Raw genomic sequence first — 14740 nt, forward strand, 5'->3', positions numbered from 1 at the left:
TTTTTTGACAAGGAATCGGCTAATTTTACTCCATGAGCAAGGTAGCAATCATCGGTTACGGAAATGTTGGCTATCATCTGGCCAGTCGGATTTCATCTAAAAGACATGAAGTCACCATTTTTTCCAGAAGTCAATCAGAAGATTACATATTATCATTAGATCAATTGAATCCAGATTCGTTTGATTTTATAATTCTAACGGTTCCTGACGACAAGGTGAAGCTTGTTTCTGACTCACTCGAAACCTCCGATGCGGTCGTACTTCACACTTCGGGCGCGAATCCAATTTCGGATTTATCTAAGCACGAGAAGCACGGGGTAATGTATCCCCTGCAAACTTTTAGTCGAACCAAACAAATAGACTTCACTTCATTTCCAATTTTTGTTGAAGGCTCAGATGAAGGAGAAAAAGACATTTTTACATTCGTCAGAAGCTTCAGCAACGATGTACGACTGCTGACCTCTACCAGTAGGTCCAAGCTTCATTTAGCAGCAGTTTTTGCCTGCAACTTTAGTAATCATATGTTTCATCTATCTGAAAATCTGCTGGCTGATTTGGACATGAAATTTCAGGATATACAACCATTGGTTGAGGAGACCTTCCGAAAAGCCATTGAGCTTAGTCCATCTAAATCGCAGACAGGGCCTGCTGTGCGAGAAGATGATGACACGATAAATGTGCATCTGAATATGCTCAAAGACGAACAATTAAGAAATATGTATCGTATCATCACGGAAAGTATTCAGAATATCAAGTGAGAATCACCACAAATGATGCCATCGGTTTCCTTTTCGCTAGTCGAATTCCAAATTTGGTGGTCATCGGGCTCACCCAGTTTATAACCGCCTACTTTCTTCTCGATACGCCAATGTGGATGTTGCTTAAAGCAAGATTCCTTCTTTTCATTTTAAGTACAAGTTTTATTGGCGCAGCTGGATACATTATCAACGACTATTTCGATCAGAAAATCGATATGGTCAATCGACCCGGCAAAGTAATTATTGGAACTACTTTCCGTAGAAGACTGGCTTTAATTGCACACTTTGTATTAACGGTTAGTGGAATCGCTATTGGTTTCTTGATCGACCCTTTTGTTGGTGTTGTTCATGTTTTTTCTGCCGGGGCTCTTTGGACATATAGTGCCGTTTTAAAGCGATGGATACTTTTAGGTACACTCACAATTTCATTTCTTACAATCCTAACGCTCCTTCTTGTACTAATTTATTTTCGTGAATTTAGACTTCTGGTTGTGGCTTATGCAATGTTTGGTTGTGTTACTATTTTTATCAGGGAAAGCATTAAGGACATTATTAGTGCCAAAGGTGAAATTCAATTTGGCATACAATCCATTCCAATTGTTTGGGGAATAAGGGGTGCTAAAGTAATGATCTACCTGGCTGGTGTTGTCGGGGTAGGAATGCTGACATTCTACCTTTGGTCAATCCCGAATTGGAATGTGAGGTACTTCTTTTTTGCTGTTCTAGGTTTTGTTTTCTGGATCGCCTACAAACTTGCAAAAGCAGACAAAATCAAGGATTTCAAATCAATAAAAATCGATATTGACATCATTATTGTTGCTGGCCTGGTGAGTATGTTGTTGATTTAAAACATTCCAGCTATGGCATTCCAGGTGAAACCACCAACCTTCCAGGCGATAACACCACCCAATATGATTGAATAGGTTAGTTTCAATCCGGTAGCCAATAAGAAACCGATAAAAGATCCAAATCCTGATTTAAAAGCTGATCTAATTCGATTTCCTCCATACAAATCTCCAATGATTGCTCCAAGCAATGGCCCCAGAATAATACCGAAAGGAATCGGTAAAAGAACACCTGCAATCATTCCTATCATTCCGCCTATTACTCCTGCCTTGGTTCCTCCAAATCGTTTGGTGGCAGCAACCGGTAGAGCATAATCAGCGACAATAATTATAGTCCCTATTATACCCCATATTACAAATGAAGTAGTACTAAACTCTGTGTCGTTTGATACTGCATGGATACAGAACATCCCAGCATAGGATAACAACGGTCCGGGTAATGGAGGAAGGATTGAGAAGATAATCCCACCTGCAATAAGTAAGATCGTCAAGATGATAAGAAGCACTTCCATTTAGAATTCTTTGAAAATAGAAGATTTTATTCCTTCCCATTCTGATTTTATAATGCTGTAGACCACCGTATTTCTCCTTTTGCCACCTTGCGTGAATCGATGGTTTCTTAGTGTCCCATCGTACTTTGCTCCGATCTTTTCCATCGCCTTTCTGGATCTTACATTCACCTCGTCTGTGCGTAGTTCCAATCGTTCTATGCCCATGGTTTCAAACGCATGGTTTAACATCAAAAACTTCATGTGTTTATTGATTCCGGACCCGATATACTTTTTACCTAACCATGTCCATCCTATCTCAATACCTCCTTCCGTCCAATCAATGTGGCCATAGCTAGAAGATCCAATGATTTCACCCGTCTCATTTAATTGGACTGTGTAGGTCATTTTCTCTCCTTTTTCTGTCTCTTCCAACCTTTTGGTCATCCATGCTTCCAAAGCATCCGGAAGTGTTAAGTCTTCAGTGTACCACGTCCACACATCGGAATCCGAACTGAGCTTTCTCATTTCCTGAATATGCTCTTTTGTTATAGGGAGCAAAGTGATCGTCCGATCAGCTAGGGGAACGTAAAAATTTTTCATCAATTAATATTCAAAAACACCATGTTCTGATTGAATAATCAACTCCTTTTTATCCGACGCTTCTACACGCCCAATGACCTGCGCATCGACATTGAATGACCGAGCAATCTCCACAATCTCATCAGCAGACTCTTCCGCGACATAGACCTCCATTCGGTGACCCATATTGAAAACCTTATACATTTCCCTCCAGTCAGTACCACTCTCTTGCTGAATCATTTGAAACAGTGGTGGAGTAGGCAGCAAATTGTCTTTGATCACTCTCACATTATCCACAAAATGCAAAATCTTTGTTTGTGCTCCTCCGCTGCAATGCACCATCCCGTGTATCTCTGACCGCAATTCTCTTAAGATCGATTTAATAATTGGGCCATAAGTTCTAGTAGGAGACAAGACCAGCTTACCGGCATCTAATGAAGCTCCTTCAACCGGGTCAGTTAACTTCTTTGTGCCGCTATAAACTAAGTCTCTCGGGACTCCCTGATCAAAAGACTCGGGATACTTTTCAGCATATATCTTATCAAAGACATCATGTCGAGCAGAAGTAAGTCCATTGCTTCCCATTCCTCCATTATAAGCCTTTTCGTAACTAGACTGACCGTAAGATGCCATTCCAACAATCAAATCTCCCGGCCGAATGTTTTCATTATTGATAACATCGGCTCTTTTCATTCGGGCTGTAACCGTGCTATCCACGATAATCGTTTTCACCAAATCCCCAACATCAGCTGTCTCTCCACCCGTTGATTTAATATTGATGTCATTGTCCCGCAACATCTGCAACACCTCCTCAGTACCGTTAATTATCTCAGAAATGACTTCTCCGGGAATCAGGTTTTTATTTCTACCTATCGTAGAGGAAAGTAAGATGTTATCCGTGCTACCAACACATAACAGATCATCCACATTCATAATGATGGCATCCTGCGCAATCCCCTTCCATACACTGATATCACCTGTTTCTTTCCAGTATAAATATGCGAGGGAAGATTTTGTGCCAGCACCATCAGCATGCATAATCGTGCAGTACTCCGGATCCCCTGAAATGTCTTCTACTATTTTACAAAAAGCTTTGGGATAAAGTCCTTTATCGATGTTTTTGATGGCTGAATGTACATCTTCCTTATCTGCAGAAACCCCGCGCTGTGCATACCGATCCGTCATTTTGTTTTTGTTTGCAAAGAAAAGATTTTATCGGTTTCCATTGCCAGAATCCTGGAAGAATCGGTCATATTCATCCACAGATTCATCAGGAGGCAAGTCATCATTACGATCTCGTGGGTTATACCGAAGCACCTTGAACTCGGTTCTCCTGTTTCGCTGATGCTCTTCTTCTGTTTGCGCATTCTTCACAATCAGCTGTGATTCACCATACCCTTTCGCTACAATCCTCTCAGCAGACACACCCTCATTGATAATGTATCGAACTGCAGATTGTGCTCTTCTTCGTGAAAGATTTAGGTTGTAGTCATCAGTCTGCCTGGCATCAGTATGTGATCCTAATTCAATGTAGATGTCTGGATTGTCATTCATGATTTGCACCAGACTATCCAAAACTAAAGCAGCATCAGGACGAATATCCGCTTTGTCTAAGTCATAATAAATATTTTCAAGGACGATCGCTCGCTCTAATACAATAGGATCCATCATGATCTTAGTTTCAAAGTTTACATTCGTAATAAACTCTGTTAAAGTGGTCTTATCTATCGTTTTCCCTATAGTGGTAAAATCTTTTCTCACTGTGAAGTAGTCCGTTTTCTCGGAAATGAGATCATAGTGTTCTTCAGGATAAACCCGGAAGTTAAACTTTCCATCAGCCGTTGTAAATGCCTCATCAAGCACCTCTCCATTATCTGTTGTTAAGGAAACTTTGGTATTAGGTAAGATAATTTCCTGACCGGCATCATCTTTTGTGACTGTTGTTCCCGTAAGGAAGTAATTCACGATTTTGAGGTCTGGGTCGTCATTGACGTATGTATAAATATCATCGTCACCTTTTCCTCCTCGGCGATTGGAGGTGAAGAAACCTTTTTGCAAATCGAACTGGTAGAATCCGAAATCATCCGCTGAGGAGTTCATTGGCTTACCTAAATTTTCAATTTGTACATGACCACCTTCACGAACAGCTCTAAACATGTCCAACTTTCCAAATCCGGGATGACCATCAGAAGCAAAGTACAAACTTCCATCCTCACTCACATATGGGAATACATCATCTCCTGTCGTATTTATCTCAGGACCTAAATTGCGTACATCTACCCATCTTCCCCTTCTGTTTACTTTAGCCTGATAGAGGTCTGCTCCTCCATATCCGCCCGGGCGAGTAGACGAGAAGTAAAGGGTGGTACCGTCCGGGCTAAATGCTGGAGTGCTGTCCCAGGCATCTGCGACATTAATGGAAAGCGGTACAGGCTCTGACCATTTGCCGTTTCTATATCGGGTGAAAAAGAGATTTACTTCGCTATAGCCTTTTGCTTTGCCGTCATTTCCTTTTGCAAAAATCATGGACGTGCCATCCGGTGAAATTGCCACAGACCCTTCATTCGTATCTACATGGTTAATAATCGGATCTAATGCAGTCAACGAATTAAGATTAACATTCGCCCCTCTGGATATAACCCGATAAATATCTGTAAATGGGGTACCAGTAGCTCTGTAAATTTTTGATACGCCTCTGTTGGAAGTGAAATACAGATAATTATTATTGAAGACCGGGGAATATTCTGCTCTTTCCGTGTTTATTTCTTCCAGATTTTTTACGCGATAATAACTTTCATTTTCCTTCAGCTCGTCGATCTTTCTTAGATTCTGAAGTTCTTTCTCTGCTAGCTTTTTCGTTTTTTCATCCCTTGCTCGTGGTAGGTAATTATCAAGCACTTTTTCTGCCTCATCATATCTTTGCTCTACTTTCAAACCCTGGGCCAGATGTAAATTGGCTGCCTCCTCGGTCGTTCCAACTTTGATTGCTGCTTCATAATATGGAATAGACTCAATAAGTCTATTGGATTTGCGAAAGGCATCTGCCACCATTATGTTTTCCTCAGGAGTGTTTTTTTCAGGAGAGCCTCCAAGTTTAGATATTACAGCATCAAACTCAGCATTGTTCATGCTCTTTTCCAATGAGCAACTGCCTATAAAAACAACTATTATTAGATATTGAAGGATTCGCATATAAGGAATAACGAAAATCTTGTCCAGATGATTTTACTGAAATTTAGCTAAACATGAAACAAGAAGTGAACCAAAAAGCCCTATTGAAAATATCTATTTACCCAGGTATGCTTGCTTTCTTTCAACCACCGTGACTTAAACTCTGCTACATTTTGTACAGTATTATCAAAAACCAGCGTTTCAGGACTTATTACAGACTCCTTAGCCTGAACTTTAAGCTGATTGAAAGGATAAAGATTTATTTCATCTTCCTGCATAAAAGCGACCTGGCTGGTTGTCATAAATGACACCCCCAATGCTGACTCCAATCCTTTGATTAAATGAACTGAGGCATCAATGCTGCAGCCACTCGCCTGGCTAAAAGATTCATCCACTGAAATGATCAGAAACTGATCATACTCAACTCTGTAAGAAGCTTTCAAATCCTGACCATGCGCTTGCCATTGATTGAGAAACGCATTAGCATTTTCATCAACAAGTTTTACTTCAGTTGGGGCTAGTTTTCTTTCTGCCTGATAAATCCACAATCGGGCATTATCCGGCATTTCTTCAAATGGAATTAACATATCAATTCAAACCTTCTGATTCTGCAATGAGTTCCGCCAAATCTTTCACTTTCACGGAATCCTCCTTCTCTTTATTTTTCACCCCATCTGACATCATGGTCATACAGAATGGGCATGCCACAGCGATCGTATCTGCTTTTGTCTCGAGGGCTTCTTCTGTTCGCTCAATATTAATTTCCTTTTTGCCGGGTTCAGCATCTTTAAACATTTGTGCACCTCCAGCTCCACAGCACAACCCTTTAGTTTTACATCGCTTCATCTCAACCAGCTCTGCATCCAAAGCTTCAAGCACAGCTCTTGGTGCCGAGTAAACATTGTTAGCTCTGCCTAAGAAGCAAGAATCATGATAAGTGATTTTTCGACCTTTGAATTCTCCACCACCTTTAAGTTCTACTTTCCCTTCGTTGATTAATTCCTGAAGGAATTGCGAGTGATGAATTACATCATAATTTCCTCCTAGTTCAGGGTATTCATTTTTCAAGGTATTGAAACAATGCGGACATGCAGTTACTATTTTTTGAATTTCATATCCATTCAAAACCTGAATATTGGCCATGGCCTGCATCTGAAAAAGGAATTCGTTTCCTGCCCTCCTTGCTGGGTCTCCGGTACAGGTTTCTTCCGGACCAAGTACTGCGAATTTCACACCTACTTTGTTCAGGATTTTAACAAATGCTTTGGTCACACTCTTGTATCGATCATCGTATGATCCTGCGCATCCTACCCAGAAAAGCACTTCCGGTTTTTCTCCTTTTGCTACTAGATCCGCTACAGTTGGTATTTGTATTTCACTCATTTTCCTTCTTTTAATTCATTTGACCAATTAAATCTATCCTGCACCCCAAATTTCCAAGGCGCAAAATTTGTCTCTACATTTTGGAACATCGCATTCCACGAATCAGGCGATCCTGATTCTTCCATGGCTACATAGCGTCTTGTTTGCAGGATAATGTCTAATGGGTTGATGTTTACCGGGCAAGCTTCTACACAAGCATTGCAGTTGGTACATGCATTGATTTCTTCTTTCGTGATATAATCACCTAATAGCGACTTCCCATCATCCAGTCCATTCTTACCAACATCCTCCAATCGATCCCGTGTATCCATCATGATTTTACGAGGGGATAGTTTCTTGCCTGTCAGGTTTGCGGGACACTCGGAAGTACATCTACCACATTCCGTACAGGAATAGGCGTCCATTAAGTTCTTCCACGTTAAGTCATTGACATCTTTCGCTCCAAAACGCATTCCCTCGGGGGGTGGAGTATTGTCTCCTTCCACAGGCATGCCTAACATCATCTTCACCTCACTGGTAATCTCATTCATGTTGGTCATCTTCCCTTTCGGTTCCAATCGGCTATAGTACGTGTTCGGAAAGGCAAGGAAAATATGGAGGTGCTTAGAGTAGGTCACATAGAGCGCGAACGCAAAAATCCCTACGATATGGAACCACCAGGCTGCCCTTTCAACGAAGATCAATGTGCCGGTCTCAAATTGAAATAACCAACCAAACATTGAAGAGCTGAAAAAGAAAGAACCTACTTGAGTATAATGATCTGCCCCTCTTTCTTGCAAAATCTGGTCTGCTCCATTCATTCCCAGAATGGCAACCATCAATAAAATTTCAATGATCAAGATCAGGTTTGCATCCAATGACGGCCACCCAACCATTTCAATTTTCTTAAAGCGGTTAATTCTTAAAATGTTCCTTCTAATAAGAAAAACCACACATGAAAATAAAACACCGACAGCAAGTAGTTCGAAGAAATTGATCATCCCAACATACAATCCACCTAAAACAGGTGCTGCCACCCGATGGGTACCAAATACTCCATCGATGACAATCTCCAACACCTCAATGTTAATGAGGATGAAGCCTACATAAATCAACAGGTGCAGAAATGCCGGTATTGGACGCTTAAACATTTTCTTTTGTCCAAAGGCAACCAAAAGCATGGTTCTCAATCTTTCTGCCTTGTTGCCAGAAAGGTCAACATCCTTACCAAGCTTAATATTTTTCGAAATCTGCGAAATTCGACGATAAATCAAGAAACCGAAGAATCCTGCAATCAGTACGAACACGATTTGGGGTATATATTCCATAATACTTAAAAATTCCTGCTACGAACTTCAATTTAAATTTTGCCTTTTCAAAGAAATACCTACTTTTGCCAACCGAAAATTTGGTGCTGTAGCTCAGTTGGTAGAGCATCGGACTGAAAATCCGTGAGTCGGTGGTTCGAATCCACTCAGCACCACTTTTTACCAAGCCATCCTTCTTTAAGGGTGGCTTTTTTGTTTTTCAGTCACCGCCTTTCTCCACAAATAAAGCTACCCAATTTCGTCATTCTTATAAGACACCCCGAAGATAAAATCAAATCATGAATTTAGTATGCATGCATACTACTTTAGAAACTTTATAAATTAGCTTTCGTATTTATATACCGATTGGTATATTTGCATTATGGCGAGGAACCCGGAACAGACGAGACAACTAATTATAGAAAAGGCATTGCCCATTTTTAATACAAAGGGGTACAACGCCGCGTCTATTTCGGATATCACCTCGGCTACAGGCATCACCAAGGGTGCAATCTATGGCAACTTCAAAAACAAGGATGAAGTAGCTACAGCAGCTTTTGAATTGGGTGTTGAAATTGTGGCTACAGCAATCGCAAAGAGAGTTAGGGCGCAGCAAACTGCTCCTGATAAGCTCCGGGCAATAATGGACTTTTATGAAGAATATCTCAAAGAACCACCCATACCTGGCGGTTGCCCTGTTTTAAATTCTTCCATTGAAGCAGATGATAACCTGCCTTTTTTACGCTCAAGAGTTATTAGATCGATTGCTTTGTTAAAAGATTCTGTCATGAAAATTATTAACAGAGGGATACTTGAAGGTCAGGTGAAGCGTGATGTAGATGTGGAAGAATTTACAAATTTTTTCTATTCCACAATCGAGGGGGCCATATCTGTTTCAAGAATTGAAGGAGATACCAGGTCCTATGATTTTGTAAAACGATTTGTGCAAAAACAGATAAACGAAATAAGTATTTAAAAAAATTTATTCAATAAAATACCGATTGGTATATTACGTTATGGTTACTCACATTGAAATAAAAGGGGAAGATATCAGCCGACCTGCCGAGCGTCCTCCAAAAACAAACTGGAAAATTGAGCTTATAAAAAAAGCATTGGGGCTTTTGCAACATGCCTCTCCAAGGAAATCAGCTTCAATTATTTGGCATTATTTCACAATGCCAGGAAGAGTAGGATACACTGACGCACAACGACAGATCATTAATGAAGCTGAAGTTATGCAAACCAGCTATCAGAGAGACTTGATCAAATACTATCGATGGGGTAGTTCAGGACCCAAGGTTTTACTTTGTCATGGATGGAGATCCAAAGCAGCTGATTTTAGACGGATGATCAACAAATTTACCGAAGAAGGATATCAGGTAGAAGCGATAGACATGCGGGCACATGGAAATTCTCAGGGAAAACACACGGCAATGCCTGAATTTAGAGACATCATAAAAAATCACATTGCGAAAAATGGTCCTTATCAAACTGTAATAGGCCATTCGATTGGTGCTTTGGCTTCTGGTATTGCTCTGAGTGAGCTTGGATCGGCATTTCAACCAAAACACTTTTATGTAATTGCGGCTCCTCCTTACATCAGATACTTTTTTAAAGACATTGTAAATGATGTCGGTTGCAATGAATCAGTTTATCAAGCCATGTGCGGACTTGTAAAAGAGAGATATCATCATTCAATTGATTATTTCGATCTGCGAATCAAAGCGAATGACTTAAAGAATATAGATACACACCTTTTTTACTGTGAAGATGATCAGATAATCCCCTTTGGCAAAGGAGAAGAGCTTGAAAGTGCATGGTCACATGCCTCGTTTGTGCATGTGAAAGGCCTTGGTCACTATAAAATAATGGCGAATGATTCTATCATCACCTACATATCAAATTCAATGAAAGGCTAAAAATTCCTATTTGACGCCCTTTAAGCCCATGACTTCTTTCGGGCTTAAGTGACGGAATTTACCCCGAGGCAGGTTTTTCTTGGTAAGTGATGCAAACATCACCCGGTCAAGTTTTTTTACGTTGTAGCCCATGTGCTCGAAAATTCTGCGAACGATTCTATTTCGACCTATGTGGATTTCTACTCCAAGGACTTTGCTATCCTCACCAAGTAGTGCCATTTCGTTTACTGTTGCGGGTCCATCATCAAGGGTTACCCCTTTTAGAATGGTGTCGAAATCATCTTTGGTAATGGGCTTATCTAACTCAACCTGATAAATTTTCTTAACCTTATGAGAAGGGTGAGTCAGCTTCTTTGCGGTTTCACCATCATTGGTAAACAAAAGAAGACCGGTGGTCTCTTTATCCAGTCGTCCAACCGGATAGATTCTTTCACTGCATGCCTTCTCAACCAATTCCATCACCGTTCGCTTGGCGTGAGGGTCTTTGGTAGTCGTTACGAAACCCCTTGGTTTGTTTAATAAAACGTACTGATGTGTTTCAGACTTTAATTTTTTCCCCTTGTATTCAACTTCATCAGTCTTCATGACCTTATAACCCATTTCCGTGACCGGCTTTCCGTTCACTTTTACTTTTCCAAGGGCAATCAGATTATCTGCCTCTCTTCTGGAGCAAACGCCAGCATTGGCTATAAATCGATTTAGCCGAATCTCGGTTGGTTTAGATATTTCCTTCTTGTTCGGTCGTTTCATCTGGATGTCAGCTAATACTGACGTTATTCTTTCTCTTCCCCAATGGTATTTTCCTCAGAGGTGAAGTCTTTAGGGGTGGGAAGTTCTTTCAGGTCATTGATTCCAAAGTAATCCATAAATTTTTGGCTTGTGCCGTATAATAATGGCCGACCAACACCGTCCGACTTTCCTTTGATTTCAACGAGCTCCTTTTCTAGCAGCTTTTGTATCGAATAGTCACAACTCACTCCCCTTATCTGCTCTGCCTCACTCTTCGTGATGGGTTGCTTATATGCTATTATAGACAGTGTCTCAAGCGCAGAATTCGAGAGTCTTTTTTTGGACTGTTGCTTTAGTAGAATCCCGATACTTGCCTGATATGCTGGTTTAGTTAAAAATTGGTAGCCTCCACCGGACTTTACCAATTCCATTGCAAAATCTTCAGATTTGAACTTCTCCTCGATGGTATTAAGTCCATTTGAAATGTCTTCAACAGGAACGTCTGCGTCAAACATCTCTTTCAAACAATCCTGAATTTCATCTTCAGTAATTGGCTTGGGAGAACAGAATACAAGCGCCTGAATATGATTAGCCAGATAGTCCATCAAGCCTGTCTATTCAACTTTGCATCTATACTTTGAGTCGTATGAGGTACTGCCTTAAGTCGTTCTTTAGAGATTAATTTGCCTGTATCAACACAGATTCCATATGTTCCATTCTTAATCCTGACAAGCGCATTTTCGAGGTTATTGATAAACTTCTGCTGACGTCCCGCAAGTTGACTAAGGTGTTCCTTCTCCGCTGTATCTGCGCCATCTTCCAGCGTTTTCACTGAAGAAAAATTATCACCACTATCATCGGATTCACGAGTCAATGAGCTCTTCAATGTGTTCAGTTCTTCTTTGGCTTTCGCTAATTTTTGAAGAATGAGCTCTTCGAATTCCTTTAATTCTTCGTCAGAATATTTTGTTTTTTCGCTCATGGTAGATGCGTTTACAAATCTTACAACATAAAAATCAAGCGAAAATACTCAGCTTACCGCACAAAAAATAATACGATAAATTCAAATCGTTGTTTTGAAGTCAAAAATCCCTCCCAACAACAACCGTTTCTTTTATGATTTCGGAATTTCCGCTGCTATCATATATTTCAAATATGATCAAATAGTAACCCATTCTTGCCATTTGACCCGAATTTGTGTCTCCATCCCACCTTATAAAACCAGAGGTGGAAAGTAACACTCCTTGTGCTAAATTCTTCACAAGCCTGCCGTTTTGATCATAAATATTCACATTAGCGAACTGCCCGGGGCTATCTAGTTGATAATTTATGGTTGTGAAATCCCTGCCTGTTCCAGCGTTTCCAGGTATAAAAACCTCCGGACTTGCGGTTACTTTACCGGATGGTATGCCTGTAGTAAATGACTGAGAGTTCGCATAACCAGGTGTGGCAAAACCTTGCTCACTCGATGCTGATCTCCAATTATCGGGATTATTTGTTGGTTCAGCCAAGGACACTCGTTCCAGAGAAACGCCATCCACACTTTCAAGAAGATTATAGTGGTAGTCCTCATCATAGGTGAAAGTTTCAACAACCTCACCGTGGCTATCAACCAAAACTACAGTTCCCTCATCATTTGGATAAGATGGTAGGGATCCCACCTCCATGAAATTCTCAAATTGTCCTTTTGGATAATTCGTTAAAAGAAGTTCTTTATCCGTAGTAAAAACCAGGTATCGACCCGGATCAATTACGATCTCATCAGAAGTAATGATTTTGAGGTTATCCACATCTCCCTGATCATCTTCAGAGGCTAACTGCCAGTTTTTTAAACTAATGTAGTTCTCAGAGGTGTTAACGATTTCGACAAAATCCACTCCGTTTGATCGAGGGTTAAAAAGAATCTCGTTTAACTTAATTTCTTGCTCTTTTGCTTCAATCGGCAGGGCAAATTGAATGGATTCTTCATTGGATGAGTTTCCAGAGCAATCCAACACACCAGATGCTGTAAGTATATACAAAGTGTTTTCTTCAAGTTCTTGATTCAAGCTGATTATAAGCCCTTTAGGATTTATGGAATTAAAGTGGATATCACCTATTCCGATGTTCGGTATTTCGAAAAGTGCCATATTCTGAGATTCAGGACTAATTTTTTCGTTAAATGCTATACTAATTGAATCGGAGCTTAGCGCAACAGCCTCAACTATTTCAGGAGGAAAATTATCCGGAAAGCTTTCTGAAATAGAGTTTGCTAAACCTGGAGTACCACCTCTTGCATTTTGTGAACTTCCCCAGTTGTTTGCTTCCATGCATGGGTTTTCCAAGTCTTTCATTTCCAAGGTAAACCCACCTTCTACCTTATCCTCATCATGCCAATCCGGATTATAATCTACTGAGAAAATAAGATTTTGATCCATAGTTAAAATCAGCTGTTCCCCTGAATTATTCAAGGATGGGAAGCCGGGTATACCTATGACATTCCCTCCAAACTCAGACGCTCCAGAAGTTGATGTCAACACATAAAATTCACCCGGATTGAGCATACGAGTAGGAATCTCTACCGTTTCAGTAGCATCAGTTAACATCAATCCGGTGGTGCTTAGAATTTGATTTGTTCTATTATAAACTTCTATGAACTCTCTAACCGGTAACTCTATCTGTGGGTCAGGATTAAACATAATCTCAGTAATGATGAGATCATTAAAAGAGGGGGAACGACCTACACCGAATAATATGGTTGTTTCTTCAATGGTATTTCCAGGACAATCTGAAACATTCGAAACGGTCAATTCATAAATAATTCCAGGATCAGGTTGTTCCAAAAATGAAATAATGACGGCTTGCGGAAATTGGCCGTTTACTGTGACCTCATCTATAGTTAAACCATCGCTCACAGCATAAGAGCCGTTTATAAGACTTAGTGAATCCATCACTTCTGAAAAGGTGATTGTCAAAGCATCATCAAAACTATATGATAGAATCTGTGGAGATTGCGTATCAGGTGTATCATCAAATACTGAGTTTTGGGCTCCTGGCGTACCTCCCATAGGATTAATGGATTCAACATAACTGGCAGCTGAAAGACAAGGATCATTCGGGTTGATTAACTCTTTTGAGATTCCTGATGCACTCTCCTCATACAAAATTGTGTGAATTTCCTGACCGGTGCTGTCAGTTAGCACAATCTTATCTTCATCGTTTGACAGGCTTAAACTTGCTATTCCAATGATTCTTTCGAAAGCACTAAATTCAGCTAGATCAGAGTCATCAACCAATAAAACATATTGATTGGGTTTGATAATAAAGCTTTGAAGTTGAGAGCCGTCCAATTTCCATCCTAAAAGATTAATGTTTTTATCAGATCGATTAAAAAGCTCTACAAATTCAGCCTCTGGCAACCCAAACGAAGGAATTGGATCGGCCAAAAACTCATTGACTACCACATCATTCACCCCTGCTTCCTCTGTCTCGATGTACTCAAATTGGATGGTTTCATTGTTCGTTGCATTGCCGGATAAATCTTCAACTCCATTAACAGTCAATGTCCGGATGTCACCGGAGACTAGCGTGCTAACTGTA

General features: G+C 40.4%; 15 protein-coding genes and 1 tRNA gene. 5 read left to right on the forward strand and 11 right to left on the reverse strand.

Annotated features, from left to right (window positions below):
* Positions 1 to 32 precede the first annotated feature (32 nt).
* Together RIC88_RS15470 and RIC88_RS15475 are read left to right on the forward strand one after the other, a co-directional pair.
* Positions 33 to 758, forward strand: coding sequence for a Rossmann-like and DUF2520 domain-containing protein (locus tag RIC88_RS15470; protein WP_350218467.1), 726 nt, complete (start codon positions 33 to 35; stop codon positions 756 to 758).
* The gene (locus RIC88_RS15475) at positions 755 to 1606 is read left to right on the forward strand and encodes a geranylgeranylglycerol-phosphate geranylgeranyltransferase (protein ID WP_350218468.1); all 852 of its coding nucleotides are present in this window, start codon (positions 755 to 757) and stop codon (positions 1604 to 1606) included. The genes RIC88_RS15470 and RIC88_RS15475 overlap by 4 nt, the downstream gene beginning before the upstream one ends.
* On the opposite strand, the gene RIC88_RS15480 is transcribed toward RIC88_RS15475, so the two are convergent.
* The 7 genes from RIC88_RS15480 to RIC88_RS15510 all read right to left on the reverse strand — a co-directional run bounded on the left by RIC88_RS15480 (position 1603) and on the right by RIC88_RS15510 (position 8534).
* The gene (locus RIC88_RS15480) at positions 1603 to 2115 is read right to left on the reverse strand and encodes a DUF456 domain-containing protein (RefSeq protein WP_350218469.1); all 513 of its coding nucleotides are present in this window, start codon (positions 2113 to 2115) and stop codon (positions 1603 to 1605) included. The genes RIC88_RS15475 and RIC88_RS15480 overlap by 4 nt on opposite strands.
* A complete protein-coding gene (locus RIC88_RS15485; RefSeq protein WP_350218470.1) occupies positions 2116 to 2694 on the reverse strand; it encodes a GNAT family N-acetyltransferase in 579 nt (192 codons plus the stop codon). It lies immediately after the preceding gene.
* Between the two features lie 3 nt (positions 2695 to 2697).
* Entirely contained in the window at positions 2698 to 3858 is a 1161-nt protein-coding gene (locus RIC88_RS15490) for an AIR synthase related protein (RefSeq protein WP_350218471.1), read from the reverse strand.
* A 27-nt stretch (positions 3859 to 3885) separates the two neighbouring features.
* Positions 3886 to 5865 carry a CHU_0125 family OmpA-like outer membrane integrity protein gene (locus RIC88_RS15495; protein WP_350218472.1) on the reverse strand — a complete coding sequence of 660 codons (1980 nt, stop codon included), beginning with the start codon at positions 5863 to 5865 and terminating at the stop codon, positions 3886 to 3888.
* A gap of 80 nt (positions 5866 to 5945) precedes the next feature.
* Positions 5946 to 6431, reverse strand: a complete 486-nt coding sequence (locus RIC88_RS15500) for a hypothetical protein (protein ID WP_350218473.1) — start codon at positions 6429 to 6431, stop codon at positions 5946 to 5948.
* A gap of 1 nt (position 6432) precedes the next feature.
* Positions 6433 to 7227: a (Fe-S)-binding protein gene (locus RIC88_RS15505; protein ID WP_350218474.1), complete on the reverse strand. Its 795-nt coding sequence runs from the start codon at positions 7225 to 7227 to the stop codon at positions 6433 to 6435.
* Positions 7224 to 8534 (reverse strand): 4Fe-4S dicluster domain-containing protein, encoded by a 1311-nt coding sequence (locus RIC88_RS15510; protein ID WP_350218475.1) that lies wholly within the window; start codon positions 8532 to 8534, stop codon positions 7224 to 7226. The genes RIC88_RS15505 and RIC88_RS15510 overlap by 4 nt, the downstream gene beginning before the upstream one ends.
* Before the next feature lie 82 nt (positions 8535 to 8616).
* Between RIC88_RS15510 and RIC88_RS15515 the strand changes: the two genes are divergently transcribed.
* The 3 genes from RIC88_RS15515 (at position 8617) to RIC88_RS15525 (ending at position 10432) form a co-directional block, all read left to right on the forward strand.
* Positions 8617 to 8689: transfer RNA gene (locus RIC88_RS15515), tRNA-Phe, on the forward strand.
* Between the two features lie 206 nt (positions 8690 to 8895).
* The gene (locus RIC88_RS15520; RefSeq protein ID WP_350218476.1) at positions 8896 to 9489 is read left to right on the forward strand and encodes a TetR/AcrR family transcriptional regulator; all 594 of its coding nucleotides are present in this window, start codon (positions 8896 to 8898) and stop codon (positions 9487 to 9489) included.
* A 40-nt stretch (positions 9490 to 9529) separates the two neighbouring features.
* The gene (locus RIC88_RS15525; RefSeq protein WP_350218477.1) at positions 9530 to 10432 is read left to right on the forward strand and encodes an alpha/beta hydrolase; all 903 of its coding nucleotides are present in this window, start codon (positions 9530 to 9532) and stop codon (positions 10430 to 10432) included.
* A gap of 6 nt (positions 10433 to 10438) precedes the next feature.
* Here RIC88_RS15525 and RIC88_RS15530 read toward each other — a convergent pair whose 3' ends face one another.
* The 4 genes from RIC88_RS15530 to RIC88_RS15545 form a co-directional block, all read right to left on the reverse strand.
* Positions 10439 to 11182 carry a pseudouridine synthase gene (locus tag RIC88_RS15530; protein WP_350218478.1) on the reverse strand — a complete coding sequence of 248 codons (744 nt, stop codon included), beginning with the start codon at positions 11180 to 11182 and terminating at the stop codon, positions 10439 to 10441.
* Positions 11183 to 11205: 23 nt separating this feature from the next.
* The gene (gene scpB / locus RIC88_RS15535; RefSeq protein ID WP_350218479.1) at positions 11206 to 11766 is read right to left on the reverse strand and encodes an SMC-Scp complex subunit ScpB; all 561 of its coding nucleotides are present in this window, start codon (positions 11764 to 11766) and stop codon (positions 11206 to 11208) included.
* The gene (locus tag RIC88_RS15540; protein ID WP_350218480.1) at positions 11766 to 12143 is read right to left on the reverse strand and encodes a TraR/DksA family transcriptional regulator; all 378 of its coding nucleotides are present in this window, start codon (positions 12141 to 12143) and stop codon (positions 11766 to 11768) included. The genes scpB and RIC88_RS15540 overlap by 1 nt, the downstream gene beginning before the upstream one ends.
* Before the next feature lie 100 nt (positions 12144 to 12243).
* The coding region (locus tag RIC88_RS15545; protein ID WP_350218481.1) for a lamin tail domain-containing protein at positions 12244 to 14740 on the reverse strand (2497 nt) is incomplete at its 5' end.

Source organism: Ekhidna sp. (assembly GCF_040220215.1).
GTDB lineage: Bacteria > Bacteroidota > Bacteroidia > Cytophagales > Cyclobacteriaceae > Ekhidna.

Excerpts from the sequence above, each read along its gene's own strand:
- RIC88_RS15470 (WP_350218467.1), top strand. The coding sequence starts at position 33 with ATGAGCAAGGTAGCAATCATCGGTTACGGAAATGTTGGCTATCATCTG.
- RIC88_RS15480 (WP_350218469.1), bottom strand. The coding sequence starts at position 2,115 with ATGGAAGTGCTTCTTATCATCTTGACGATCTTACTTATTGCAGGTGGG.
- RIC88_RS15485 (WP_350218470.1), bottom strand. The coding sequence starts at position 2,694 with ATGAAAAATTTTTACGTTCCCCTAGCTGATCGGACGATCACTTTGCTC.
- RIC88_RS15490 (WP_350218471.1), bottom strand. The coding sequence starts at position 3,858 with ATGACGGATCGGTATGCACAGCGCGGGGTTTCTGCAGATAAGGAAGAT.
- RIC88_RS15495 (WP_350218472.1), bottom strand. The coding sequence starts at position 5,865 with ATGCGAATCCTTCAATATCTAATAATAGTTGTTTTTATAGGCAGTTGC.
- RIC88_RS15500 (WP_350218473.1), bottom strand. The coding sequence starts at position 6,431 with ATGTTAATTCCATTTGAAGAAATGCCGGATAATGCCCGATTGTGGATT.
- RIC88_RS15505 (WP_350218474.1), bottom strand. The coding sequence starts at position 7,227 with ATGAGTGAAATACAAATACCAACTGTAGCGGATCTAGTAGCAAAAGGA.
- RIC88_RS15510 (WP_350218475.1), bottom strand. The coding sequence starts at position 8,534 with ATGGAATATATACCCCAAATCGTGTTCGTACTGATTGCAGGATTCTTC.
- RIC88_RS15520 (WP_350218476.1), top strand. The coding sequence starts at position 8,896 with ATGGCGAGGAACCCGGAACAGACGAGACAACTAATTATAGAAAAGGCA.
- RIC88_RS15525 (WP_350218477.1), top strand. The coding sequence starts at position 9,530 with ATGGTTACTCACATTGAAATAAAAGGGGAAGATATCAGCCGACCTGCC.
- RIC88_RS15530 (WP_350218478.1), bottom strand. The coding sequence starts at position 11,182 with ATGAAACGACCGAACAAGAAGGAAATATCTAAACCAACCGAGATTCGG.
- scpB (WP_350218479.1), bottom strand. The coding sequence starts at position 11,766 with ATGGACTATCTGGCTAATCATATTCAGGCGCTTGTATTCTGTTCTCCC.
- RIC88_RS15540 (WP_350218480.1), bottom strand. The coding sequence starts at position 12,143 with ATGAGCGAAAAAACAAAATATTCTGACGAAGAATTAAAGGAATTCGAA.